Source organism: Vibrio sp. RC2502 (genome assembly GCF_054850435.1).
The window spans coordinates 2,058,911-2,082,913 of the sequence record NZ_CM141453.1 but is presented as its reverse complement, the minus strand read 5'-3'; the positions used below and the strand labels follow the sequence as shown (position 1 = coordinate 2,082,913).

At 46.6% G+C, this 24,003-nt stretch carries 20 protein-coding genes; 5 read left to right on the top strand and 15 right to left on the bottom strand.

Annotated elements, in window-relative coordinates; translation table 11 throughout:
• The first annotated feature begins 71 nt into the window (after positions 1-71).
• Positions 72-638: a DNA-3-methyladenine glycosylase I gene (locus ACYJZR_RS09735; RefSeq protein WP_005462357.1), complete on the top strand. Its 567-nt coding sequence runs from the start codon at positions 72-74 to the stop codon at positions 636-638.
• 33 nt (positions 639-671) lie between these two features.
• On the opposite strand, the gene ACYJZR_RS09730 is transcribed toward ACYJZR_RS09735, so the two are convergent.
• From ACYJZR_RS09730 to cls, 4 genes are all read right to left on the bottom strand, one after another.
• Positions 672-1,523: a lipase secretion chaperone gene (locus ACYJZR_RS09730; protein WP_406964877.1), complete on the bottom strand. Its 852-nt coding sequence runs from the start codon at positions 1,521-1,523 to the stop codon at positions 672-674.
• A 12-nt stretch (positions 1,524-1,535) separates the two neighbouring features.
• Positions 1,536-2,459 carry an esterase/lipase family protein gene (locus ACYJZR_RS09725; protein ID WP_406964879.1) on the bottom strand — a complete coding sequence of 308 codons (924 nt, stop codon included), beginning with the start codon at positions 2,457-2,459 and terminating at the stop codon, positions 1,536-1,538.
• 223 nt (positions 2,460-2,682) lie between these two features.
• On the bottom strand, positions 2,683-3,891 hold the full coding sequence (locus tag ACYJZR_RS09720) for a cystathionine beta-lyase (protein WP_406964881.1): 1,209 nt from the start codon (positions 3,889-3,891) through the stop codon (positions 2,683-2,685).
• 253 nt (positions 3,892-4,144) lie between these two features.
• Positions 4,145-5,599, bottom strand: coding sequence for a cardiolipin synthase (gene cls, locus ACYJZR_RS09715; RefSeq protein ID WP_193237200.1), 1,455 nt, complete (start codon positions 5,597-5,599; stop codon positions 4,145-4,147).
• A gap of 431 nt (positions 5,600-6,030) precedes the next feature.
• On the opposite strand from cls, the gene ACYJZR_RS09710 reads away from it, so the two are divergent.
• The 4 genes from ACYJZR_RS09710 to ACYJZR_RS09695 all read left to right on the top strand — a co-directional run bounded on the left by ACYJZR_RS09710 (position 6,031) and on the right by ACYJZR_RS09695 (position 10,963).
• The gene (locus ACYJZR_RS09710; RefSeq protein WP_021447637.1) at positions 6,031-7,401 is read left to right on the top strand and encodes a sodium-dependent transporter; all 1,371 of its coding nucleotides are present in this window, start codon (positions 6,031-6,033) and stop codon (positions 7,399-7,401) included.
• A gap of 242 nt (positions 7,402-7,643) precedes the next feature.
• Positions 7,644-9,257 (top strand): methyl-accepting chemotaxis protein, encoded by a 1,614-nt coding sequence (locus ACYJZR_RS09705; protein ID WP_015296549.1) that lies wholly within the window; start codon positions 7,644-7,646, stop codon positions 9,255-9,257.
• 49 nt (positions 9,258-9,306) lie between these two features.
• Positions 9,307-9,999: a TIGR01621 family pseudouridine synthase gene (locus ACYJZR_RS09700; protein ID WP_025551686.1), complete on the top strand. Its 693-nt coding sequence runs from the start codon at positions 9,307-9,309 to the stop codon at positions 9,997-9,999.
• Between the two features lie 31 nt (positions 10,000-10,030).
• On the top strand, positions 10,031-10,963 hold the full coding sequence (locus ACYJZR_RS09695; RefSeq protein ID WP_406964884.1) for a class I SAM-dependent methyltransferase: 933 nt from the start codon (positions 10,031-10,033) through the stop codon (positions 10,961-10,963).
• A 90-nt stretch (positions 10,964-11,053) separates the two neighbouring features.
• Here the strand turns inward: ACYJZR_RS09695 and ACYJZR_RS09690 are convergent, their stop codons facing one another.
• The 11 genes from ACYJZR_RS09690 to ACYJZR_RS09640 all read right to left on the bottom strand — a co-directional run bounded on the left by ACYJZR_RS09690 (position 11,054) and on the right by ACYJZR_RS09640 (position 24,001).
• Positions 11,054-12,109 carry an FAD-binding oxidoreductase gene (locus tag ACYJZR_RS09690; RefSeq protein ID WP_406964886.1) on the bottom strand — a complete coding sequence of 352 codons (1,056 nt, stop codon included), beginning with the start codon at positions 12,107-12,109 and terminating at the stop codon, positions 11,054-11,056.
• A gap of 80 nt (positions 12,110-12,189) precedes the next feature.
• Positions 12,190-13,851, bottom strand: coding sequence for a hydroxylamine reductase (gene hcp / locus ACYJZR_RS09685; protein ID WP_025499867.1), 1,662 nt, complete (start codon positions 13,849-13,851; stop codon positions 12,190-12,192).
• Between the two features lie 174 nt (positions 13,852-14,025).
• The gene (gene norR, locus ACYJZR_RS09680; RefSeq protein WP_025515757.1) at positions 14,026-15,555 is read right to left on the bottom strand and encodes a nitric oxide reductase transcriptional regulator NorR; all 1,530 of its coding nucleotides are present in this window, start codon (positions 15,553-15,555) and stop codon (positions 14,026-14,028) included.
• A gap of 212 nt (positions 15,556-15,767) precedes the next feature.
• On the bottom strand, positions 15,768-16,247 hold the full coding sequence (locus tag ACYJZR_RS09675; RefSeq protein ID WP_005462302.1) for an outer membrane lipoprotein: 480 nt from the start codon (positions 16,245-16,247) through the stop codon (positions 15,768-15,770).
• Positions 16,248-16,371: 124 nt separating this feature from the next.
• A complete protein-coding gene (locus ACYJZR_RS09670) occupies positions 16,372-16,983 on the bottom strand; it encodes a CDP-alcohol phosphatidyltransferase family protein (RefSeq protein ID WP_005495656.1) in 612 nt (203 codons plus the stop codon).
• A complete protein-coding gene (locus ACYJZR_RS09665; protein WP_017448687.1) occupies positions 16,976-17,623 on the bottom strand; it encodes an ATP-binding cassette domain-containing protein in 648 nt (215 codons plus the stop codon). The genes ACYJZR_RS09670 and ACYJZR_RS09665 overlap by 8 nt, the downstream gene beginning before the upstream one ends.
• Positions 17,589-19,298, bottom strand: a complete 1,710-nt coding sequence (locus tag ACYJZR_RS09660; protein ID WP_015296553.1) for an ABC transporter permease — start codon at positions 19,296-19,298, stop codon at positions 17,589-17,591. Before ACYJZR_RS09660 ends, ACYJZR_RS09665 begins: the two co-directional genes overlap by 35 nt.
• A gap of 9 nt (positions 19,299-19,307) precedes the next feature.
• A complete protein-coding gene (locus ACYJZR_RS09655) occupies positions 19,308-20,468 on the bottom strand; it encodes an ABC transporter substrate-binding protein (protein WP_017448685.1) in 1,161 nt (386 codons plus the stop codon).
• Positions 20,469-20,690: 222 nt separating this feature from the next.
• On the bottom strand, positions 20,691-21,368 hold the full coding sequence (locus ACYJZR_RS09650) for a TVP38/TMEM64 family protein (RefSeq protein WP_005462335.1): 678 nt from the start codon (positions 21,366-21,368) through the stop codon (positions 20,691-20,693).
• A 69-nt stretch (positions 21,369-21,437) separates the two neighbouring features.
• A complete protein-coding gene (locus ACYJZR_RS09645; protein WP_005478886.1) occupies positions 21,438-22,208 on the bottom strand; it encodes a heterodisulfide reductase-related iron-sulfur binding cluster in 771 nt (256 codons plus the stop codon).
• A complete protein-coding gene (locus tag ACYJZR_RS09640; RefSeq protein ID WP_406964892.1) occupies positions 22,205-24,001 on the bottom strand; it encodes an FAD-dependent oxidoreductase in 1,797 nt (598 codons plus the stop codon). Before ACYJZR_RS09640 ends, ACYJZR_RS09645 begins: the two co-directional genes overlap by 4 nt.
• Positions 24,002-24,003 lie beyond the last annotated feature (2 nt).

Genomic DNA, 24,003 nt, shown 5'->3' with positions numbered 1-24,003 from the left:
ATGTAAAGTAACGATGTAAAGTTCAGCGCCTCTAGCTGGTGAGTTAGAGGCGCTTTTTATAAGGACGAAAAATGACAGAACACAAAACGTGCGCGTGGGCGATGAACCACCCTCTAGAGCGCGAATATCACGATGCAGAGTGGGGCGTTCCGGTTTATGACGACAAAGTGTTGTTCGAATTTATTACGTTGGAAGGTGCGCAAGCTGGCTTGAGTTGGATTACGATTCTGAAAAAGCGAGAAGGCTATCGTGAAGCGTTTGAAAACTATGATTTGGACGTGTTGGAACAGAGAAATGAAGAGCGCGCCGAGTTCATCGTCGAAAACTTCGATGTAGTGAAGCATCGCGGCAAAATCAATTCGGTATTTAGCAACGCTAAAGCAGCCAAAGCACTTATTGCTGAATATGGCAGCTTATCAGAGGCGTTGTGGCAGTTTGTCGATGGCAAGCCTGTGGTAAATCAGTGGCATGAAATGAGTGACGTACCTGCTTCGACAGAACAGTCCAAAGCTATGAGTAAGTTTCTCAAAAAGAAAGGCTTTAAGTTTGTCGGTGAAACCATCTGTTATGCCTTTATGCAAGCCGTTGGCATGGTGGATGACCACATCGTTGGATGCCCTAAAAAACAAAACCAGTAACGTTTCGTTTATATAATTATTCGGTTTATACAGCTAGTTCTGGCTGTCATGAATACGTTCTAAGGCTTCGATACGGCGCCATTGAGTTGTCTCGAAGCTTTGCTTCCTTAAGTTGGCAATTTCTAACTGCTTCTCTTCGCTGTCCAAAATTTCATCATCAAGAATATCCGCACGTTTTTCTAGGTAATTTGTTAGCTCTGTTTCAAACGTCGCTCGTTGTTCATCCAATTTTTGCAGCCTTTGCGCGCCTTCTTCTCCTACCAACTCGACGCGAGCAAGATACTTATCCTGTGAACTGAGTAATTCGGTTTGGTCGAGTTGCCTCGTCAAGGCATTGTTGCGTTCACTTTGCTGGATGTACTCAGGTTGTTCAGATAACGCTTGGTTGAGTAGTAGTTGCTGAGAATCAGAGTCTTGCTCGTACGTTTTAATCACCAGTTTCTCTATTGCGAGTTGGCGTAGTCGATTTTCTTCATCAAATAGTTGGGAAATTTGTTGATCGTTAAAGTATTCAAGTTGCAAATTTAGAATGGCTTCATTCAGCCGTTGCAGTTGGCTTAATGATAACGTCGTATCTTCAAGTGGTTCTAATTTAGAAAGCGCTCGTTTGTACGCGAGATAGGTTTGAAACAACTCAACATCAATGCCTAGTGAGTTTTGCTGCGAGATACTTTCTTCAATATTTTCTTGGATTTCTTCAAGGCTATGTTCCCCCAAACCACTTAATGAGTACTCAAAAAAGTCTTTCTGAGAGGAGAAGTCGATAGCAGTGTCATGTTGCGATTGAGCCATCTTGGATTGTGGTGAGTCCGATACGTAGAGGGAAGCCGCTCCCACACCGAGAAGCGAAAGAATGGGCACAGCGATAAGAGCGACTTTCTTCATGGGGAACTCCTGTTACAGACCTTGCAGTTTCAAACGATTCGCATGCTGGCGATACAGCGTGACGGGGTCGGTTTCAAAAAGATGGTGGATACCGAGTAAACCGTTAATTTCGTCCAAGTGATTCATTTTGTAATCATCACGAATGACTTTTCCTAAATGAGTGCTGCATGCGCCAACGAGTCCATCGTTTGGCCCATCGAATGCCAAGCCGAGTACCATCATGGCTGCGTCTGTCGGATCGAAAACGTTGGAAAAAGTGGATGATCCGGTCCATGAGTAGTAATACACACCGTTCGGTGCCAGCAAATCACCGTCGCCACATTCGCTGGTTGGAATGCCTTCAGGGTAGTGTTGGTTAAAAGCTAGCGAGCCTTCCGTCGTTAATGCGGCTAACGAAGCCAGTGGATCTTGATCAAGATCTGAACCACCTGAAAGCAGATTGATCAGAGTGGTTAACCCCTGCGCGAGTTTAACGGCTAACTGTTCTGTCCCCGAGCCTTCTGGAACAGTACCGCGTACTAAGTCTGCGACTTTTGAGCCTTTGTTCACTCCGCCGATACTGGTGACAGAAGCCACTAAATCAGGGCGTACAGAGGCTACATAACGCGCTGTTGGGCCACCATGGCTGTGACCAATGAGGTTCACTTTGCTAGCACCTGTAGCGGCGAGTAAGGTTTCGACTTGAGAAAGAAGCTGCTCACCGCGGGCTTCGCTACTGTTTGTCGCAGAAACTTGTGCCACATAAACTGTAGCGCCATCTTTGGTTAATGAGTGAGGGATACCAAAGAAATAATCCACGCCAGCCAGCGAGTCAAAGCCGAATAAACCATGAACCAACACAATGGGGTATTTGGTTTGCGTATAGCCAGTGTTGGCTGAAGCAATCGGTAGGGTAATTAGAGTAAAAAGCAACACTGCTATGAGTTTGAGTTTCAAAGTTATCTCCTTGTGGTATGACCTCTTATGAGTGGTAAAAGGTAGGAGACAAATTGAGAAGATGGGAAGTCTTCATGAAGCACATGTTTTTATTCTGTGATTGCTCAAATGAAAAACAACACAAATGATGAACATTGAAGGAGAGTAAGATGGGAGACGGTAGATATCCCAGTTATTTCATTGGCTTATAAAAAAGCCCTGCTGAGCAGGGCGATAACATGAGTTATTTCAGAGAGACTTCTTTTTCAAGCACTAGGGCGTTGTATCGAGCAAATCCGGCTTCTAAATCGGCGATTAAGTCTTCAACATCTTCCAAGCCTACATGAATACGAATCAGAGTGCCTTCAAAGTTCGGATTGGCGACCGTGCGTAAGCTGTTAAAGCTGCGAGGTTCGTTAGCCAAAATCAAACTCTCATAACCACCCCAAGAGTAACCCATGCTGAAGTGTTTCATGCCATCAAGCAAAGCTGTGGTCGCTTTTGGATACGAGGTTTTCAGCACAAATGAGAACAAGCCATTGCCGCCAGTAAAATCACGCTCAAAGAACTCATGACCAGGGCAAGTCTCTAGGGCAGGGTGGCGAACATGATCCACTTCAGGGCGGCTTGCCAACCACTGTGCGACTTTCAAACTGTTTTCAGCGTGCTGGCGTAAGCGAATATCCAAAGTGCGAATGCCTCGTAGGCCAAGGTAAGCGTCATCAGGAGAAACGCATTGACCCATCAGGTAGCTTTGTTCGCGAAGCTGATCCCAGTATTTCTCAGACGCCACTGCGGTGCCGAGCATGACGTCAGAGTGTCCAACGATGTACTTTGTCGCCGCTTGAATAGAAATGTCCACACCATGCTCGAAAGGTGAGAAGTTCACGCCTGCGCCCCACGTGTTATCGAGCATCACAATGACATCGTGCTCGTGAGCGATGCGCGCCATGGTTGGAACGTCTTGAACTTCCATCGTGATTGACCCCGGCGATTCAAGAAACAGTATTTTGGTGTTTGGTTGAATCAAATCACGAATGTTTTCGCCGATCATCGGATCGTAGTAAGTGGTTTCTACGCCCATCTTTTTCATGATCACGTTGCAGAAATCACGTGTTGGTTCGTAACACGTATCAACCATCAAAATATGGTCGCCAGCTTCAACGAAAGAAAGGATCGCGTTAGAAATGGCTGCCGTTCCGCAAGGGTAAAGAGCACAACCCGCGCCGCCTTCGATCTCGACCATTGCATCTTGAAAAGCAAAGTGAGTGTTAGTACCACGACGCCCGTAAAACAGCGTTTTGTTTGCGCGGTTTATTGCGGCTTGGTTTTTCTCTGCAACAGTATTAAACACGACAGTAGAAGCGCGTTGTACTGGCGGGTTTACCACGCCGTTGGTCCACTTCTTATCGCGGCCTGCGGTAATGAGTTTGGTCTTTTTGCCCTCTGACATAAAAATTCCCTGTCTTAAATATTACAATTTGGATTATTTAAAACATGGACGACATAGGGTTTGCAAGGGAAAAGTCACATATCGACCAATAACCGTTTGGATTGAACGTTTAGAGCGCCGTGTGGTAGCGATGATTACATGAGACGTATTGGGGAAAGCACAGAATAGTCGATGCGAAAAGTAAGACGCAGATAAAATAAACCTCCAGCATGGACTCTCATTACTGGAGGTTTGAACTGAAATGGTCACTGATTTAGAGCAATGGGTTGAAGAGGTAGAACACACGCTCAAGGAAACGAGAATAAAGGCTACGTTTTTCCCACTCGTTCAAAACGACAGGATGAGATTGCTTGATATAACCATCTTGCAACCATGACAATTGCTTGGTGAACTCTTCATCGTCGACAGCCAGAGTGACTTCAAAGTTCAGCCACAGGCTGCGCATGTCCATATTCACTGTACCAACCAAACAGAACTGGTCGTCGATAACGACCGATTTGGTGTGCAGCAAGCCACCATAGAACTCGTAAATTTTCACGCCAGCGGCCAAAAGTTCGCTGTAGAAAGCGCGCGATGCCCACTGAACCATAAGTGAGTCATTTTTGTGCGGTATGATCAGCTCAACATCAATACCGCGCTGCGCCGTCATTTTTAACGTCTCAAGCAAGTCGGTATTAGGTACAAAATACGGTGTTGTGATTCGTACCGAACGATTGGCTTGGTTTATTGCCAAAGTAAGCACTTGATAAATCAAATACTCTGGCATGCCGGGGCCAGATGGAACGACCTGAATCGGATGTTGGTATTTGCTGTTGTCAATTTTGCACTCCGGCAACTTCGGCAGATAACGTTCGCCCGTTTCTACTTCCCAGTCCCAGCAGTGAATTGCACTCAGTACGTTTACGGTTGGCCCTGTAACTCGCACCATGATATCGATCCAACGCCCAACGCCGCTGCTCTGTTTAAAGTATGCAGGATCGACAAGGTTCATTGAGCCTGTATAGGCGATTTCATCATCAATGACGATGATTTTACGGTGCTGGCGAAGATCAAGACGACGTAAGAACATACGCCACATCTTCACTTCGAGCGCCTGAATAACCTCGATACCCGAATCTTTCATCATTTTGTACCAAGGACTTCTGAAGAAGCGCGGACTACCCGCAGAGTCCAATAGCAGCTTCACATCCACACCGCGTTTAGATGCTTGGATAAGAGCGGATGCTACCGAATCGGCCAAGCCGCCTGGGTGCCAAATGTAGAACACCATTCGAATGCTCGTTTTAGCATTCTCGATGTCTTCGATGATGGAGTGCAGAATTTCATCAGGAGATTGTTGCAAGGACAGAGTATTCCCGCTCAGAGCAGGTAGCCCAAGACGGTTGTTACACAGTTCATCGATACGGTAGATATGGCGACCCATGGTTTCAGGCATGTGCGCGTGGCAATCATTGAGTTGACTAAACCACTTGGCAAAAGGGGTAAACATCTCTTTTGCTCGTTCAGCTCGTTTTCTGCCTAAGTTCAGCTCACCAAATAGGAAATAGCACGCGACGCCAAGCACGGGAAGGATATAGATGATCATTAGCCAAGCTAAAGACACGCTCACCGCACGACGCTTCAAAACAACGCGTAAAGTAACACCAGCAACTAAGAACCAATACAGTCCAATGCCAGTAAGAGTAAGAAAATGATAGAACTTGTCCATATACGCTCAAAGTAATATGCCCATCTAGGATATTAAGCATAAAAGTGGGTTGGGGGAACAGATTTCCCAATGAGAAGTGGGATTGACCCTACATGAGGAACAAATTTCATAACAGGTGATTCTGTTATTTTAATGTGAAAAATAAGGCTATTCTTTAACTATCGAACAAAAAAGCAGCATTTAACGTGCGTAATACTACACTTGTGCGATAAATGTACTTTTTGGGGTTCCAATTCTAATGGGGAACTGCTTTACTTGCTATACATAGAGCGTCGAACAAACTTCTTATAAGTGTATACAAAAATTTACACAAACATTTTAGACGCCTATCTCTATGCATACACAACACAACAAATCTTTGGAGAATAAGCGTGGCTACAACTAATACAGCAGCACCACGTGATACGTGGGGGTCTAAATTAGGCTTCGTAATGGCAGCAGCGGGTTCCGCTGTTGGTTTGGGTAACATCTGGAAGTTCCCGTACACAGCAGGTGAGAGTGGCGGCGGTGCGTTCGTTGCGATCTACCTTTTCTTTGTTATTTTTATCGGCTTTAGCGTCATGCTTACTGAGTTCGCTATTGGTCGTAAGACAGGTCTATCAGCAGTAGGCGCATTTAAATCCACTGACCGACGCTGGACGTTCACTGGCGTAATTGGTGTGTTTAGTGGGTTACTTATCATGGGTTTTTACCCAGTCGTAGGTGGTTGGGCGTTAGCGTACATTTTTAAAGTCGGTGGTGGTCTACTAAGCACGCCGGAGGCAATCGGTGACAGCTTTGGTGGTTTCATTTCTGATCCGCTACAACCGCTGTTCTGGATGGGTGTGTACCTTTTCCTTAACGTACTGATCGTAATGAAAGGTATTTCTGGCGGTATCGAAAAAGCGGGTAAAGTTCTTATGCCGCTGCTGTTCATCATCTTGATCATCGTATCGGTGAAAGGTTTGATGCTTCCAGGTGCGATGGCAGGCCTTGAATTCTTGTTCATGCCAGACTTCTCAAAAGTAGACAGTAACGTGGTACTTGCAGCATTAGGTCAGGCGTTCTTCTCATTGAGTCTTGGTATGGGTTGTATGATGACTTATGGCTCTTACTTGAAGAAGAAAGAAAACCTCGTTCAAACAACAGGCATGGTTACGGCAATGGATACCGGCGTAGCGATCCTTGCTGGTGTCGCGATGTTCCCTGCAATGTTTGCTTTTGGCATGGAGCCAGCAGCCGGCCCAGGTCTGGTGTTCGTCGTTGTTCCTCAATTGTTCGCGGAAATGGGCGGTGTGATTGGTTTGCTACTTGCGCTTCTGTTCTTCATCGGATTAACGGTAGCGGCGCTTACCTCTTCGGTTTCATTGTTAGAAGTAGTGGTTTCTTACCTTATCGATGAGAAAGGCATGAAACGTTCTAACGCAGTAGTTTCAGCAAGTGTCGTGATGGCATCACTTTGTGTCTTTGCATCGCTTTCGCTAGGCGGTATGGGACCAACGCTATTTGGTACTGGCGCATTCGATATTTTCGACCTACTGACAGACAAAATCTTCCTAGCGGTTGGGGGTATGTTGGTATGTATCTTTGCTGGCTGGCGCTTAAACCGTGCAGAGCTTGAAAAAGAAATCACGAATGATGGCGAAGTATCATTCCCACTATTTGGCTTATGGTACAACCTCGTTAAATACGTCATTCCGGTAGCGATTGCTATTGTTGCCTTCATGGGCATTAAGTCTGGCTTCGATAGTGGCAAAGGCGAAATCATGGTTTTAGGTATCGCGATTATTGGTTTTGCAGGATTACTTTCGAAGAAACTGTAAACGACTTAAAAAGATAAAGAAAAGCGGGGGCTTAGTAAGGCTCCCGCTTTTTTTGTGTCTGTAGGATAAGACTGACATTTTTAGATTAATTGTGTCTTTTTATAAAACTTTAATTGCAATGTGATGTTTGTCACATAAAATGCGCAACCACTGCAAAGGGGTGTCTATCGTCCCGAAATAATTCATGTGCAGATTGATACAGCAATGTCTGCACAGAACATAATTTATAAGGAACCTTGTCAGTGAAAATGTCAGTTCGTAAAAAGTTATATGCGAGCTTTGGTGCCATTTTGGCAACCATGTTGGTGATGATCGCGATTATTACGTTTGAAGTGATTAATTCACATAAAGTGGCACAAGAAGTCAGAACAGACGACGTCCCAGAGACCATCGGATACATGGCTTTGATCGATGAAGCTGGGGATATTTATCGAGATGCTGTCGGTATGATCATCAATACCAGTGGTGCACAACGTGAATATCAATCGAACAAGAAAGAGTTTGCCTCTGCGTTGGCTGATGTAAAACGTCTTGAAACCGCTGGTGGAGAAGACTATCGCAATATCGAAAAAATTGAGCAGCTTATGGCGAATTTTACGTCGAGCTTTGAGAGCCAAATTCAGCCGAATATTGGGCATCGCAGTTTAGAAGAAAACGTTGAGCAAGTCCGTCAGTTGTACGAGGTGAATCTAGCTCCAATTGAAGACATGCTCAATGCGGCAACGGCAGAAGGTCGACAAAGCACACATGATGCGCTTCTCCAATTGACCGATTCATTCAACGATATTGAGAACACCATTTACGCGCTAGGTACGCTTGCGGCGATCGCAACAGTGTTCATTGCATACTTGTTGTCTAATTCAATCACAGGGCGTTTGACCGCACTGGATACTTTGGCACAACGTGTGGCGGAAGGCGATTTGACAGCTTCTCCTATCAAAGACGAATCGGGTGATGAGCTTTCTAACTTAGCGACCTCTTTAAATAAAATGCAGGCATCTCTAACGGGGTTGATCGGCTCTATTTCAGTCGTGTCTGAAGAAGTTAAGTCGGTAACGAGTGAGTTGTCTGTTGTTAGTCAAGACATTGTTTCTGGTGCGAGTAGCCAAGCCGACAAAGCGAACCTCATCGCAACGGCGGCAGAAGAGCTGAGTTTGACCATTTCACAAGTGGCGGAACAAGGTGCGTCTACGTTTGAAGAAGCTCGTAAATCAGAAGCCACAGCCGAGCAAGGCCGTACCGTCATTGTTGAAATGGTAGAGAGCATTCAACAGGTATCGAAGCAAATGGCGGACATGTCGGTTCAGATGAATCACCTTGGTGCTCATGGCGAGAAAATTGGCGCAGTGATTAAAGTGATTGAAGACATCGCAGAGCAAACTAACTTGCTTGCGTTAAACGCGGCAATTGAAGCTGCGCGTGCGGGTGAGTTTGGTCGCGGGTTTGCGGTTGTGGCTGATGAAGTCCGTGCACTTGCTGAGCGTACGACGAAAGCAACACAAGAAGTAGGCGAGATTATCCAAGCGATTCAAGTTGGCACGCAAGAAGCCGTGACTTACACCGAAGATGGTTGCCGTTTGGTGGAAATTGGTGTTAGCCAAAGCTCGGGAGCGGTGGAATCATTGGAAGAAATCGTTGCTGGTGCAGGGCACGTGCAAAGCATGGTGAACTCTATTGCGACCGCAGCCGAAGAGCAAACTGCGGTGACAAAAGAAATTGCCGCAGATATTACGTCGATCAGCGACATTTCGGTTCGCTCACTGCAACTAGCGAATGACAGCTCACAAAGCGTAGAAGGTTTGAACCGCAAGGTACACGAGTTGGAAACACTAGTGGGTAAGTTTAAGCTCGCCTAATCAATCAGAATCGGTATACTTCTGGCTCCAAACGTGGAGCCAGTTTTTTATGTTCGATATTCTACATACCCATCCCGATTTTCTGATCATCAATAAGCATCCCAACGTCTCTGTTCATAAAGACGATGGCGACACAATGCTGTTGCAAGAAGTGGCTAAGCAGAGTGGTGATGAGCAGCTCTATCTTATCCATCGCTTGGATAAAATGACATCGGGTATTCTGCTCCTCGGACGCAACGCCAAAGCGGCCAGTGCGTTATCGCAAGCCTTTGCTGACCGACAAGTAGAAAAGTTCTATCTGGCGATTGGCTCTAAAAAGCCGAAAAAGAAACAAGGTTTGGTCGTTGGTGATATGGAGCGTTCGCGCCGTTCATCATGGAAGCTGGTCAACAGCAAAAATAACCCAGCCGTCACCCAGTTTTTCTCTCTTGCGGCAGAGCCCGGAGAGCGCCTATTTTTATGTAAGCCACACACTGGTAAAACGCATCAAATCCGCGTGGCATTAAAATCGGTTGGCTCAGGTATTGTTGGCGACCCGATTTACAATGCAGGCAATGAGGCTGATCGCGGTTACCTGCATGCACTTTCACTTTGCTTCCAATACCGAGATGAGCAATATCGTTTTGTTTGCGACCCACGAGAATACCAAGTGCTGGGTAACAAATGGCACAGTGAAATCGTCTCTCAGGGTTTGGATACTTGGCTTTCCCCTTGGGAACTGAACTGGCCTACGATCAAATAACCGTCACAAAGAAAACTAATAAGAGAACTCGATGCAAGCATCACAACTTCCGCTGTTCTTTCAGCATCTAGAAACCGAGCTCGCGCAAGCTCCTAACGAAATTCGTCGACTGTTTCATGGTCGTGGCCGTCGTTTTGAGGGCCTAGAGCAAATCACCTGTGATTGGTTACAAGGTCAGTTGATTATCAACTTGTTTAAAGAAGTCGACGACGCGTTTCTCGCTGAGCTGAAAAGCGGCCTCAATGCGGTGGCACAATCACAACTGTGGGCAAATAAGCAAGGTCGCACTATGGTTCTTCAGCACCGTTATGCCGATGGTGCGCCTTCAGAAGTGCTTGTCGGTGAATTAGACGCTCGCCCTGTCGTTGAAGAAAGCGGTTTGAAATACCAATTGGATATTGGCCGCAACCAAAACTTCGGTCTGTTTTTGGACATGCGCTACGGTCGTGATTGGGTACGCGAAAATGCTAAGCATAAAAACGTGCTCAACTTGTTTGCTTACACGTGTGGCTTTTCTGTCGCTGCCATTGCGGGTGGCGCGGATAAAGTGGTTAACGTCGACATGGCAAAAGCGTCGCTGTTTAAAGGTCGTGAGAACCACAAGCTAAATGGTCATAACATCAACCAGGTAAGCTTTATGGGGCACGATATCTTTAAATCGTGGGGTAAAATTAAAAAATCTGGTCAGTATGACTTGATTATCATCGATCCACCTTCATTCCAGAAAGGCAGCTTTGCACTGACCAAAGACTACAAAAAGATTCTGCGTCGATTGCCTGATTTGTTGGCAGAGGGCGGTCAAGTGATGGCGTGTGTGAACTCACCATCAGTGACCAGTGATTTCTTGATTGAAAGTATGCAAGAAGAAGCGCCACAACTGACGTTCCGCGAGCGTCTGGATAACCCACCAGAGTTTATGGACGTAGACAGCGAAGCAGCATTGAAAGTGTTGTTGTTTAGCTAAAAGACTTTTGTTGCAACAGAAGTAACATCAAAAAAAGCGCCGCGAAACAACTAGACAGACGTATCGCGGCGCTTTTTTGTATTTGGAAAACTAACCAATCTGCACTTCAAGATCCGCTTCGATGGTTGATGAGCAGGCGAGCACATAGCCATGTTCAATTTCTTCTGGCGTTAATGTTTCTAGGCTGGTGGAAGAGACGTTGCCTTGACGAACCTTGCATTTGCACGAGCCACAAATGCCGCTACGACAAGCGACGATTAATGGTAAACCTGCGCCTTCAAGCACATCGGCCAGTACCTGACCTTTTTGCGCATCGATGGTTTGAGCAAAGTCAGGAACAGAAACACGAACAACTTCATCGGAGACCGATGTTTCTGCGCCAGTCGCTGGCGTAAAACTCTCTTGGTAGAAGTTCGTCATGTCAAAACCAAGGTCATTCAAATAGCCGTGAACATCTTGCATGAACTGACTTGGACCACACAGGTAAACGGTGCGTTGCTTGAAATCAGGAACAAGCTCTTTAAGCCAGTCGGCATTCAAACGACCTTGTGGGTGTGACGTTCCTTCGCGGTTTTTCAGCAACAGCTTTAAATGGAAGTTGGGATACACAGCGTCGAACGTTTCTAGCTGATCGTAGTAAATCGTCTCTTCAGGGCTGCGTGCGATATGAAGAAATGCGATGTCCACATCGTTGTCGTTTTCATCTTGATTACTCAGCCAGTGTTTTGCCATCGAAAATACGGGCGTGACGCCGCAACCTGCACTGATAAGCAAGGCTTTTGTTTCGCCATCACGTAAAACGGGTGGATGGTCAATGCAGTTAAATTCGCCCGTTGGTGGTAATGCTTGAACGGTATCACCGAGCAGCAGCGAGTCAACGATGTAGTTCGATACTTTACCGCCAGATACTCGTTTGATGGTGAGTTGAAGGTGATCGTCTTCATTGATCGAGCTGATTGAATAGGCACGAAACTCCATTTTTCCATCAATTTCGACGCCCAAGTTAATAAACTGGCCAGGTTTAAACTGAAACAGAAGTGATTCGGTTAGTTCGGCCAATTTGATGCTGACGGTGTCGTGTGTTTCGAAGTATTTGTCGATGCAACGGAGTGTGACGGGTTGGTTACCTTGCCATTCAAAAAACATAACAATCTCTTTGGTTGTGGCTATTTTTAGTTCGAAATAGATAGCGCCTCCACGTAAGGAGGCGCGAACAAGCAAGTTTATTAAGCTGCTAGGATGGCTTTTAGATCATCCTGAACATTGCCAATACTGCGCATATCGAACTTCTCTTGGATGATGGCGATTAGGTTTGGCGTTAGGAATGCCGGTGCAGTAGGGCCTGTGTAAATGCCTTTCACGCCCAATGCAAATAGCGTTAGCAAGATAACGATCGCTTTTTGCTCGAACCAAGAAAGCACAAGCGTGAGTGGTAGCTCATTGATGTCACAGTCAAACTCTTTCGCCAGTGCAAGTGCAAGCTGGATTGCTGAGTAAGCATCGTTACATTGGCCCACATCCAATAGGCGAGGGATGCCGTTGATATCGCCGAACGTATTCTTGTTGAAGCGGAACTTACCACACGCCAAGGTCAGGATTAGCGTGTCTTCTGGCGCTTCAGCCGTAAAATCGGTGTAGTAACTGCGTTCCGCTTTATCACCATCACAACCGCCGACTAGGAAGAAGTGTTTGATGTTGCCTTGCTTCACTTGGTCGATAACCGCAGGGGCGGCGTTCATCAGTGCGTTGCGACCGAAGCCAACCGTGATGTGGTGTTCGATTTCATCGTGTTGGAAGCCGTCTTGTGCTAGAGCACATTCAATCACTTGGCTGAAATCATCGCCTTCGATATGTGCAACACCAGGCCAGCCAACAATGCTACGGGTGAATAAACGGTCTGCGTATTGACCCACATTTGGATTCAACAAGCAGTTTGACGTCATTACGATTGCGCCAGGGAAGTTTGCGAATTCTTTCTGCTGGTTTTGCCATGCGCTGCCGTAGTTACCTACAAGATGAGAGTATTTCTTCAGCTCAGGGTAGCCGTGTGCAGGCAGCATTTCACCATTGGTGTAAACGTTAATGCCTTTGCCTTCGGTCTGTTGCAGGATTTTTTCTAGGTCATGCAAATCATGGCCAGAAACAAGAATACATTTACCTTTTACTGGCTTGACGTTCACCGTGGTTGGTTCTGGATGGCCGAAGGTCGTTGTTTCACCTTGGTCGAGCATTTCCATCACTTTGTAGTTCATCAGGCCAATGCGCATTGAGCAATCAAGTAGTTCGCCGAGATCTTCAGGATCGGTGCCCAACCACGCCATGATTTCATGGTATTCGGCATAGATATCGTTGTTGGTTTGCTCAAGAACGCGTGCGTGCTCCATGTACGCTGCGGCACCTTTAAGTCCGTATAGGCAAAGTAGGCGTAGGCCAATAACATCTTCATGTACTTGGTCTTTACCACGGTTAACCGCGACTTGAGGAGCAAAAGCTAAGATCGCTTCTGCGCTGTTTGGTAGCTCGAAGTTGGCAACGGCAGGAATGTCAGTAAGGTTGGTGTTTGACAAAGTCGCAGCAGACATTACTTGCTCTTTTAACAATGCTTTGTACGTTGCGGCTTGAGAAGTTAACTCCAGGATGCGTTCAGGGTCGAAGTTAACGTTCGTCAATGTAGAGAAAAATGCCTTGGGTGCCCATTGGTTGATTTCATCGTTAATGATGTTGAATTCAAGTGCTTTTGATGCCCAAAAAGAAACCCCTTGCAGTGTGTAAACCAACACGTCTTGTAGGTCTGATACTTCAGAAGTTTTGCCACACATGCCTTGTGCAAAAGAACAACCTTTAACAGCAGGGGTTTGAATTGTCTGTTCACATTGAATACAGAACATATTGGGTTCTCCAGTGATTGTTTTAATAGTCGTGATGTTGACCACTAGAGAGCAGAATGCGTGCCAATTATTATATTGTTGATTTTTAATGGTTTTGTTTGTTTTTGATAGAGGAGGTGATGTAATTAAGACAACGCAAATGATGTCTTAATTACATCGGCTTCTTGCGGTTGGTTATTTATTGATCCCAAGTTTTTTACCCATCCGATATAAGTTCCCGCGATCCATTTGTAAAAACTCCGCTGCTTTTGCCCAAACACCACCAGTTTGGCTTAAAGCATGTTCAATTAAATCACGTTGATAGCTTTCTATTAGCTCTCGCATTGGTTGGCTTTCTTTAGGTAGATAATGCGATGTGTTTTTTACATCATCGAGAGCCAATGAGGTGTCGAAATGGTTAAGCATGATCGTGCTTGCGCCTTGTTGAATGGCGTGCAAAGCCGCGCGAGTTAACGTATGTTCGAGCTCGCGCACGTTTCCGTACCAAGGTAAAGATTCCAATTGAGTCAACACTTTAGGATGAACGTGCAGATTGGGTGCATTGAATTGTTGGCGTACTTTTTCCAACAAATATCCTGCTAAAACGGGAATATCTCCGTCACGGGCACGCAGTGGGGGGACTTGGATTGGGAACACGTTCAAACGGTGGAAAAGGTCTGCTCGAAACGTGCCAGATTCGACCTCTTTTTCTAATTGTCGATTGGTCGCGGCGATGATGCGCACATTGACCATCAAATGCTGATCGCTACCTACACGTTGCAGCTCGCCTTGCTGAATTACGCGCAGCAATTTTGCTTGCAAAATCAAAGGCAGTTCGCCCACTTCATCAAGGAAAATCGTTCCACCGTCTGCCAGTTCAAACTTACCGGCACGGTGGCTATTAGCTCCAGTGAATGCGCCTTTGACATGGCCAAACAGTTCACTCTCAGCCAGACCTTCTGGTAAAGCCGCACAGTTGACGTAAATCATCGGCTTATCGCTACGATGAGATTGCGCGTGTACCGAGTGCGCGACCAGTTCTTTACCAGTTCCGGTTTCTCCTGTGATAAGTACCGCGTAATCTGATTGAGCAACGGTCGCAATATTGTTTCGTAATTGATTGATCTGTGGGCTTAAGCCCACCATTTCGCCGTGTTGAGAGCGGGCTTGTTGGATAAGGGTTTGAGTGACGCTTTTTTGCTTCTGGTTTTGCGCTTTGAGTGCTTTTAATTGAGCAATGTTACGCAATGTCGCAGCGGTCAAAGCTGCAAAGGTTTCGATAGCGACAGGATCGATGTCATCAAACGCGCCCACCGTTAGAGCGTCCATCGTTAGTGCGCCAACAAGTAGGCCTTCCACATACAAGCTAAAGCCCATGCAATCGTGTACATCAATGCACTGGTCTTCGGTTAATAGTGTGCCGTCAAAAGGATCAGGCAGTGAACAATCGGCATCGAAACGCACCGGTTCACGGCTATGAATAATGGCATCTAAGCGTGGATGTGCTTTGGGGAAATAGCGACGACCTAAGACCGAGCTGGATAAGCCTTTTACCGCGACAGGAGTCAGAAACCCATCCTCATCGAAGATAAACAGGCAGCTCGCATCACATGGGAATACTTGCGCGACCCCATCAATGAGGTTTTGATATTGCTGCTCGTGAGAGCGATTAGAGCTGAGGTTTAGCGCGATATTAAGGAGTACGTGGTCAACAGTCGGTGTCATAACAAGCCCAAAGTTATCTGGAATGGGCTCATGCTAGCAATTTGATGTCATTTGAACATCGAAAGGTGTGGGAGATTGATGTTCCATTGACGACGATCAAATTTGATACAAATAGAATCGCGCAAGCCGATGAGTAAGCAACGTACGCTTGCGCGGACTAAGCTCTTTGAGCCAAAACAGCAGACCAATGGAACGGAGTCATCGTGTTCAAATTAGCGAGGTACAACCCTTGCGTCATTACCAGACATGTTGATTTGAACGGCTTGGCCTGGCTGGAAAATCATGTTTGGGTTTGCTTCTTGAACGACAGATATGATCTTTCCATCCTCTAATCGAATGGTCAGGTTCACACCATTTCTTTTCGCGGTTGCTTCGGCGGCTTTACTACCTGCATAACCACCTAATAAACCACCACCAATGGCTGCGATATCCGAGCCAGAACCGCCCCCAATTTTCGAACCCAAAATACCACCAACGGCAGCCCCTGCTATTGTACCGATGGCGTTGGATTGGGTAGAGGCGTCAATGGTTACGGGTTCTACTTTTTCTATCGTGCCGTAGTAAACCTGCTGAACTTTGCGAGTGTCGGACGAGCCGTATGCATCTCCGTACGGGTTAGGTGAGCTACAGCCGCCAAGCACGATCGCACAAGTAATGGTGAGCAACATGCCTAACTTGATGTGTTTTTTCATATAGCCTCCGAATGGTTTCTCCACCCAAAGAGTATATACCTCAATTTAGCATGTGCTTTGATGCGTTAATAAACAGCCGCTTAGTGATGTTTTTTCTCAAGAATACGTACATTTCTGAGCGGTGTTAACGGCCTTTGAGCGTATGAAACCCAGAGTAAATTCGCGTGAATGTGGTAAACCAACATGCCGCACCGAAGATGTATGCAATGACCGAAAAGTGTTGTGGCATCAGGCAGAACAGCACAAAACAGCCGATGGTTTCCGTGCCTTCGGTTAAGCCGCTCATGTAGTAGAGAGATTTGTGTTTATACACCGGATTATCGATGCCTTGTTTCCCTGCCATGATGGCAAAAGCTAAAAAGCTGCTTCCCGTTCCGACAAAGGAAAAAATCAAAAATGCCCCTGCAATGGCATTTTGTTCTGGATTTGCTAACACAAAACCAAAAGGAATCAGGGAATAGAACAGAAAATCCAAGCTGATATCGAGAAAACCTCCCGCATCGGTAATGCCTTGAATCCTCGCCAGTGCACCGTCTAATCCATCACAGATTCTATTCAGCAAAATAAACAGCAATGCCAACAAGTATTGTTCGGTGATCAAAGCCGGCAGAGCAAAACAGCCAAGCACAAAACCAAATACTGTCGTCTGATTTGCGGTGATGCCACATTTATCGAGGTATGTCGCACTGAGTGCGAGCGGTTTGCGGATGAGCTTTATACTCAGGCTATCAAGCATGATTTGTCTCCCACGGCCAGTTTAGGCAGCGGCTGCCATTGGGAATGTCGTCTTCATCGTGGGTTACCATCAAAGTAGGGATGTTCGCTTGCTGCAATTGCTCTACCACCCAATTGCGAAATTGTACGCGCAGATCTTTATCTAACTTGCTGTAGGGCTCATCGAGTAGCGCAACTTTCGGCTTTGCCAACAGCATACGAGTCAAAGCAATACGGGCACGTTGTCCTCCGGAGATTTGATCTGGGAAGGATTCGGCAAGTTTGGTCAATGCAATGTTCTTCAGTGCTTGCATGGCGTGAGCTTTACGCTCATCACCTTTGATTGAGTTTGGTAGCGCGAAGGCAAGGTTCTCCCACACCGTCAAGTGAGGGAAGAGCAAATCGTCTTGGAATAGAATACCGACCTGACGCTTATGGGCAGGGAGGGCATCCAACTTTTCGTTATCAAGCGTAATGGATCCAGAGTAGTTGAACTCGGCGGATAGGTGCCCAGCAATAGCATCCAACAAAGTGGATTTACCACAACCACTTGGTCCCATCAGAGTAACAATTTCACCTTTCTCTACGGTCATGTTGAACGCTGAAAAAAGCGTGTCGCCATTGGCTTTACGGATGGCGAGGTTTTCGAGACAAAGACTCATTCAGTAGTAAACCTTTTATAGACAAGCGGCGATACTTCACGTGTAAGCGGCTTAGTAGTATCGCAAAAGAGAAGAACAAGAAAGGCAAGAGTGCTTGCCAAATGGCGTAAATCGCGGTGACACGTCGGTCAAAACCACTGGATAGCGCAACGGCTTCGGTGGTGATGGTGCTAATGCGCCCAGCCCCTAGCACCAATGTCGGCAAGTATTGCGCCAGACTTACGCTAATCCCAACCGCCCATGCGAATGCAATCGCAGGTAGGAGGATTGGCAGTTTCACTTTTAACCAAGCTTGCATCGGTGTTTTACCCAAGCTGAGTGCGACGCGAGTTAAGCCGTTATCGAAGCTGCGCCACGGGCCGTCTAGCGAGAGGTAAATAAATGGGAACGCAAAGAATACATGCGCCCAGCATACCCAAAAGAAATACGCGTTACTGTTTAAGTACAGTGTTACCACTTGCATACCGAATAGCACCGATAATTGAGGAATCAGCATCGGGATGGCGATGATGTAACCTGGCACCTGCCAGCGATAACGAAGGCGATACTCATGTGCGATCAAGGCAAGAGCTAGAGCGACGGTCGCGCTGATAACGGCAATCAGCATGCTCTGTTCCAGCGTGCCAAGAATGCTGTGCCATTCGTATTCCCAAAAACGCAGGCTATAGCGGCTCGGTAGTAAATCTGGAAAGCGCCAGCGTTGAGCAAAGCTCCACACCACCATGAGTGGAATCATTAGAAGTGCGAGTAGCGCAATCAGTGAAAATAGGGTTTTACCGGGTAAACGAAACCCGTTTCGACCAGAGTACTGCCAGCGTTTGAAGCCTTTGGTAATACACCATTCCATCAAGCGTGCAAATCCAATCAAAAGGCTAGCGATTGCAAACAACACGACCGCGCCTGCGGCAGCTCTTGGTAGTAGCGATAAATCTGGGTCGTTAAACCACTGCCATACCAAAACCGCAAACGTTGGTGGGTTGGTAGGGCCAATAATCAATGCAACATCGACAACCGACAAGCTGTAAGCCAATACCGCCAGCATTGGAAAGCGCAGTTTTGCTATCCATTGTGGGAATACGCATTTCCACCACGCTTGCGCCGAACTGTAGCCCATTGAGTGACTGACTTTTTCAATCTTATCGACTTTCAATTGCTGAAGAATTGGAATACTCATCAACAATAAAAACGGCACTTCTTTAATCGCAAGCATGATGACCAAACCGAGTGCATGCGGGTCTTTAATCAGCAACGCTAAGTCATTCACCGTTTGCGCATTTGGATCATAACCAAACAGTTGGTTGAGAACACGAACGCCCATACCGGTTGGTGCAAACAAGAACGCAAAGCCAATTGCAAACGCGACATGCGGCATAGCGAGAAGTGGCGAGAGGCTAACTTCAATTTTTCGCCAAAACTTGCTGCCCCACGATGCTTGCAAAATCGCAAATGTGATCAAGCAAGCCAAGTAGCTACTGAAAATGGCAGAGTAGAAAGTCAGCCCGATGGATGTCCAAACACCCTCCCAATCAAAAACAGCGTTAAAGCCATCCAAAGAAAAGTGGTGCAAGCCGATAGGAGGTACATAACCGAGCGCAGAAACCACCACTCCGAGTAGTCCCGGAATGGTAGGTAAAATACAAACAGCGATAATGACTAAATATAGCGCTCTTAACATGGGCTCTTATTAATTCCCGTAGCGTTTCAACCATTCTTTTTCTAAGGCAGATTGCCAACTCGGATGCGGCTCAGCGATAGATTTGAATTGTTGAGTATTTTTAGCCGAACCTGTTAGGTATTGGCTGCTTAGCACTGAAGGATCGCCCCAGATGTTAAGGTTACCTTTGCGAGATTGTGCTTCAGGGCTCAATAAAAAGTTTATCGCAACTTGCGCACCGGCACTGGCATTTGCGTTCCAAGGAATCGCTAAGAAGTGAATGTTTGAGAGTGCACCTGCGTCCATCGCATACGCTTTGGTGCTTTCTGCAAGATTACCACTCGATTGCGCAGAAAAAACCGCGTTTGGGTTAAAGGTAATCGCAAGATCAATCTGACCATCATCCAGTAATTGAAGCGTTTCAGCCGTCCCTCCTGGGAATTGCTTACCGCCACGCCAAGCAACTTTATGGAACTCATCTAGGTAAGCCCATAGCGGTTGAGTGATTTGCTCAAATGTTTCACCAGTGACTGGTTTTTGCAAAGCGGGATCGTTGTTGGTCAACTCAATCAACAGTGCTTTAATAAAGCTTGTCCCATGAAACTCTGGTGGGCGAGGGTAAGTTAGGCGATTTGGAAACGCTTTTGCGTAACTCAGCATTTCAGCAAAAGATCGAGGAGGGTTATGCAGGGTTTGCTCATCATGAATAAACACTAATTGCCCCACACCCCAAGGTGCTTCCAGACCTTCAGTTGGCTCTGAAAAATCCACATCAATTGGCAATGATTTGTCAACGTACTGCCAGCTTGGCAAGCCTTCAACAAAAGGACCAAACAGCAATTGGTTATCCTTCATTGATTTGAAGTTTTCGCCATTGATCCAAACCATATCAACACTGCCACCGCTGTTTTTGCCTGCGGCTTTTTCTGCGATTAGGCGAGTGGTGGTTTCGGAAATATCAGTGACTTTCACGTGATTTAGCGTCACGTTGTAGCGAGATTTAAGCTCTTTGCCTGCCCATTGGATATAGCGGTTGATCTCTTGGCTACCACCCCAAGCATGAAAATAGACGGTTTGTCCGTCAGCTTGTTGTTCGATTTTTTGCCATTCACTAGCGGCCGATGAGTCAGCAAAAGATGAAGTTGCAAAAGTGGTGGCTAAAATGCCAATGGTACTGAGTAGCTTTTTCATACGTAGTCCGTGTTTTTCTTCTGGTTCTTGTTTGAAGCTTCGCTGAGTTTGTTCACGAATAGCCTCTGTCCTTCACAAGGATAGTAATCTATCTCGCGGTATTATCAATGTGAATCCCAATAGGATTTATTAATTGATTCAGGGAATTACTATCAATGATGTAAAGGGTAGAGCGCAGCACGATAGCTGCACTCTTTTAGCATCAATGTTGGATAGACCGGACTACTTCGCTAATTCTTCCATGTTGATGCCTTTTTTCTTCGCGATGTATTTTGGAATCAGAGACATACCAAACAGCACAAGACCCGCAACCGCAAACTTCACTAGCAACATCACAGACACGCCGTTTGTCGCAATATCACCCGCCATGTAAGCGAAGATGAATGCGCCTGGTGCCATTGTTAGTAGAGAAACCAGTGCGTAAGTGCCTAGGTTTAGGCTGGTTAGACCGTAAGCGTAGTTTTGTAGGCTGAAAGGGAATACAGGGACAAGACGAGTCAGAATTAAGAAGCTTGTACCGTTTGCTGCTACACCGTCATCGATTTTCTTGAAGATTGGGTTATCGCCAAACTTTTTCATGATGGTGTTGCGAAGCAGGAAGCGCGCCACGATGAATGCCGCTACTGCGCCAAGCGTTGCAGAAAACAGCGCTAAGATACCGCCTTTGATAGGGCCAAATACGATACCTGCCACAATGGTGAACGCGCTGCCCGGCAGTAGGAAAACACACGCAAACACGAATGCTGCTACGAATACGGCGTAGCCCCACACACCAAAGCTGGCGATCCAATCTTGTAGGCTCTTGATGTCTGTGATGATTTCAAGAATGCCAGTTTGTTTAGCCGCGAACAGAGCAATAGCTACAACAGCGACAATAAGAGCGATTTTTACGAATTTCATAAGTTCAACTTCACTTAAACCTAATAATTAAAAAGATATAGCTACAAAGACGTAGTTACATAGACATAGCTACACAGACATACACTTGATCAGACCCGCTTTTGATTTGTAGCGGTTGAACCAAGCTTTTACAGGGCTAGCGAGTACGTTTACTGGCGGTTCATCACCTTGCATGATCACAGGGCCGAACATCAGGTCTAGAATGTGCCAAGATTTCGTGCCAACACCCATCATGGATGCACGACAAGCTGAGCAATAAACCACGACGTAGTCTGTCTCGAATTCTTCGACACGGCGCTTGATTACGCGTGTTGCCACGTCTGGGTTTGCAGGTACAACCATGCCGCCGAAACCACAACAGCGCGTGTTTTCACGTGTGTGTTCTGGTTCAGAGGTTTTGTAGCCAAGCTCGTTTAAGATCCAGCGAATGCCGTCTTGCAGTTCTTTCTCGTAGCGAGTCGAACAAGAATCATGAATGGTAAACACCACGTCACTGTTTTTTGCTTTGCCGCGTAGCGCTTCTGGCAAACCGATTTCTGGAAGCAGTTTCCATAATGAAACCGGCTTTTGTGTGCCGCCAGACTTCTTGATCATGCCGTAGCAGCTTTGGCACGCCACGATGACTTCTTGTGCATCTAGCTTGTCGAAGTCTGCTTGAAGCTGGCCGTAGCGTTCTTTGAACTTCTCTGTTTGACCGATAGCCGCGGTCGGTTTGCCACAGCATTTCTGTACTGCGCCCATTTCTGGGAATACTTCTTTTAGGTAGCTCGCAATGGCCGCTACGCCTTCTGGTGAATAGGATGGCAAACTGCATCCTGGCATAAATACTTTATTACTCATTTTGTCGATACCGCTCGTTTTGCCATAGTGAAGATTTTAGAGAAGCCCAGTTTCTGGTGCATATTGATCGCTTTATGACCCGGCATTGGTGATTCACCATTGTTTGCCTTAACAAAGTCAGCACGTGCGCCTAGGAACATTTCCTTCATCGGGAAGTCTTTCGGACACACGATGGTGCACTGGTCACAGGCGTTACATGAGTAAGCCAGCAATGGATCCATCGACTTGTTGTTCACGAAGTCAGAGAAGATGGTCTTTGGACAGTCGCTGAAGTCGTTCATCATGATGCACTCGGTCATACATAGCTTGCAGCTACATTGCAGACAGCGAGATGCTTCTTGTTTGATTTGTTGTTCAGTAAAGCCTAAATCCACTTGTGCAAAATCTTGCTTACGCTCTTCTGCGTCACGTAACTCACCGTGTAGGCGAGGGATATCTACCGTACCTTTTGGTAGTGGTACGTCTAGGTGAGATGAGTAGCTGTATTCTTGCTCGAAGTCGCGGTCTTCAGTTAGTGGGCGAGTTGTTAGGAAACGCTCAACACTCATTGCTGCTTTGCGACCTAATGCCATCGCTTCAATCACGATGTTACCGCCACATGCGTCACCGGCTACAAAGACGTCTTCTAGGTTAGAAGCTAACGTTTGTTTATCGACTACGTAACGGCCACCGCGAGTTTGCTCTAGTGCACCGTCAGTAATATCTGCCACGATTTGACCCGTAGCGAAAACAACGGTATCCACAGAGATGGTTTTACTTTCTTCGCTGTACTGAGGTGCAAAGTTGCCTTGCTTGTCGAAGATAGACAGGACTTTCTTGATAGTGATGCCGGTTACTTTGCCGTTCTCATGTTCAATAGCGACTGGGCCCCAACCTGCGTTGAACTCGACACCCTCTTCTAGCGATTCATCGATTTCGATTTGGCTTGCAGGTAGGTTTTCAAGGCTCTCAAGCGAACATTGGTAAACGTTGCTTGCACCGATACGCCATGAAGAACGCGCACAGTCCATCGCAACGTCACCACCGCCGATAACCATCACGCGCTTACCTGCTCGTGGGAATTGGCGAGTTTCAGAAATCTCTTTCAAGTATTCAACTGCAGAGAACACGCCATCGTTGTCATGACCCGGCAAAGGGATGATCGAACCGACGTGTGCACCGTGAGCCAGAATCACAGCATCATGTTCGCTACGTAGAGTGTCGAAGCTAATGTCTTTGCCGATCTCAACGCCAAACTGAGTTTTGATACCCAGCATCGCTAGGTAGCTGTATTCGAAATCGATAACATCGCGTGGTAGACGGTATTCAGGGATACCCACACGCATCATGCCGCCGTAAACGTCTAGCTTTTCGTAAATCGTTACTTCGTGGCCTTGACGACGAAGCTCAATAGCCGCTTGCGCGCCAGCAGGGCCTGCACCAACGATCGCGATGTGTTTGTTCGTCATAGGGGCAATGTTGAGATCCCAGTGATCTTGGTTATCCATTTTCTCTGCGACGAAACGTTTGATGCCTGCAACGCTGATTGGCTGACCGAACTCAGTGTTACGACGACAAGATGCTTCACAAGGGTGGGCACAAATACGACCAAGAGTTTGAGGAAGGAATAATTTGCTGCGGATCAGATCCAAAGCGCCTTGGAAATTCCCTTCACCAGCCATGCGAACGTACTGTTTTACGTCTGTGTGCATTGGACATGCGGTTTGACATGCCGGATCGGCATCACCCATACAGCCATCGACAATCATTTGCGCGGTGTCGTATAGCTTTTGGCTAAAAATTACATTATTCATTA

Coding starts and splice junctions, on each gene's coding strand:
- ACYJZR_RS09650 (WP_005462335.1), bottom strand. CDS start 21,368: ATGAAATTCGTAAAAATCGCTCTTATTGTCGCTGTTGTAGCTATTGCT.
- ACYJZR_RS09645 (WP_005478886.1), bottom strand. CDS start 22,208: ATGAGTAATAAAGTATTTATGCCAGGATGCAGTTTGCCATCCTATTCA.
- ACYJZR_RS09660 (WP_015296553.1), bottom strand. CDS start 19,298: ATGTTAAGAGCGCTATATTTAGTCATTATCGCTGTTTGTATTTTACCT.
- ACYJZR_RS09700 (WP_025551686.1), top strand. CDS start 9,307: ATGTTCGATATTCTACATACCCATCCCGATTTTCTGATCATCAATAAG.
- ACYJZR_RS09690 (WP_406964886.1), bottom strand. CDS start 12,109: ATGTTTTTTGAATGGCAAGGTAACCAACCCGTCACACTCCGTTGCATC.
- ACYJZR_RS09675 (WP_005462302.1), bottom strand. CDS start 16,247: ATGAAAAAACACATCAAGTTAGGCATGTTGCTCACCATTACTTGTGCG.
- ACYJZR_RS09640 (WP_406964892.1), bottom strand. CDS start 24,001: ATGAATAATGTAATTTTTAGCCAAAAGCTATACGACACCGCGCAAATG.
- ACYJZR_RS09665 (WP_017448687.1), bottom strand. CDS start 17,623: ATGAGTCTTTGTCTCGAAAACCTCGCCATCCGTAAAGCCAATGGCGAC.
- ACYJZR_RS09695 (WP_406964884.1), top strand. CDS start 10,031: ATGCAAGCATCACAACTTCCGCTGTTCTTTCAGCATCTAGAAACCGAG.
- ACYJZR_RS09730 (WP_406964877.1), bottom strand. CDS start 1,523: ATGAAGAAAGTCGCTCTTATCGCTGTGCCCATTCTTTCGCTTCTCGGT.
- ACYJZR_RS09670 (WP_005495656.1), bottom strand. CDS start 16,983: ATGCTTGATAGCCTGAGTATAAAGCTCATCCGCAAACCGCTCGCACTC.
- ACYJZR_RS09710 (WP_021447637.1), top strand. CDS start 6,031: ATGGCAGCAGCGGGTTCCGCTGTTGGTTTGGGTAACATCTGGAAGTTC.
- norR (WP_025515757.1), bottom strand. CDS start 15,555: ATGACACCGACTGTTGACCACGTACTCCTTAATATCGCGCTAAACCTC.
- ACYJZR_RS09720 (WP_406964881.1), bottom strand. CDS start 3,891: ATGTCAGAGGGCAAAAAGACCAAACTCATTACCGCAGGCCGCGATAAG.
- hcp (WP_025499867.1), bottom strand. CDS start 13,851: ATGTTCTGTATTCAATGTGAACAGACAATTCAAACCCCTGCTGTTAAA.
- cls (WP_193237200.1), bottom strand. CDS start 5,599: ATGGACAAGTTCTATCATTTTCTTACTCTTACTGGCATTGGACTGTAT.
- ACYJZR_RS09655 (WP_017448685.1), bottom strand. CDS start 20,468: ATGAAAAAGCTACTCAGTACCATTGGCATTTTAGCCACCACTTTTGCA.
- ACYJZR_RS09735 (WP_005462357.1), top strand. CDS start 72: ATGACAGAACACAAAACGTGCGCGTGGGCGATGAACCACCCTCTAGAG.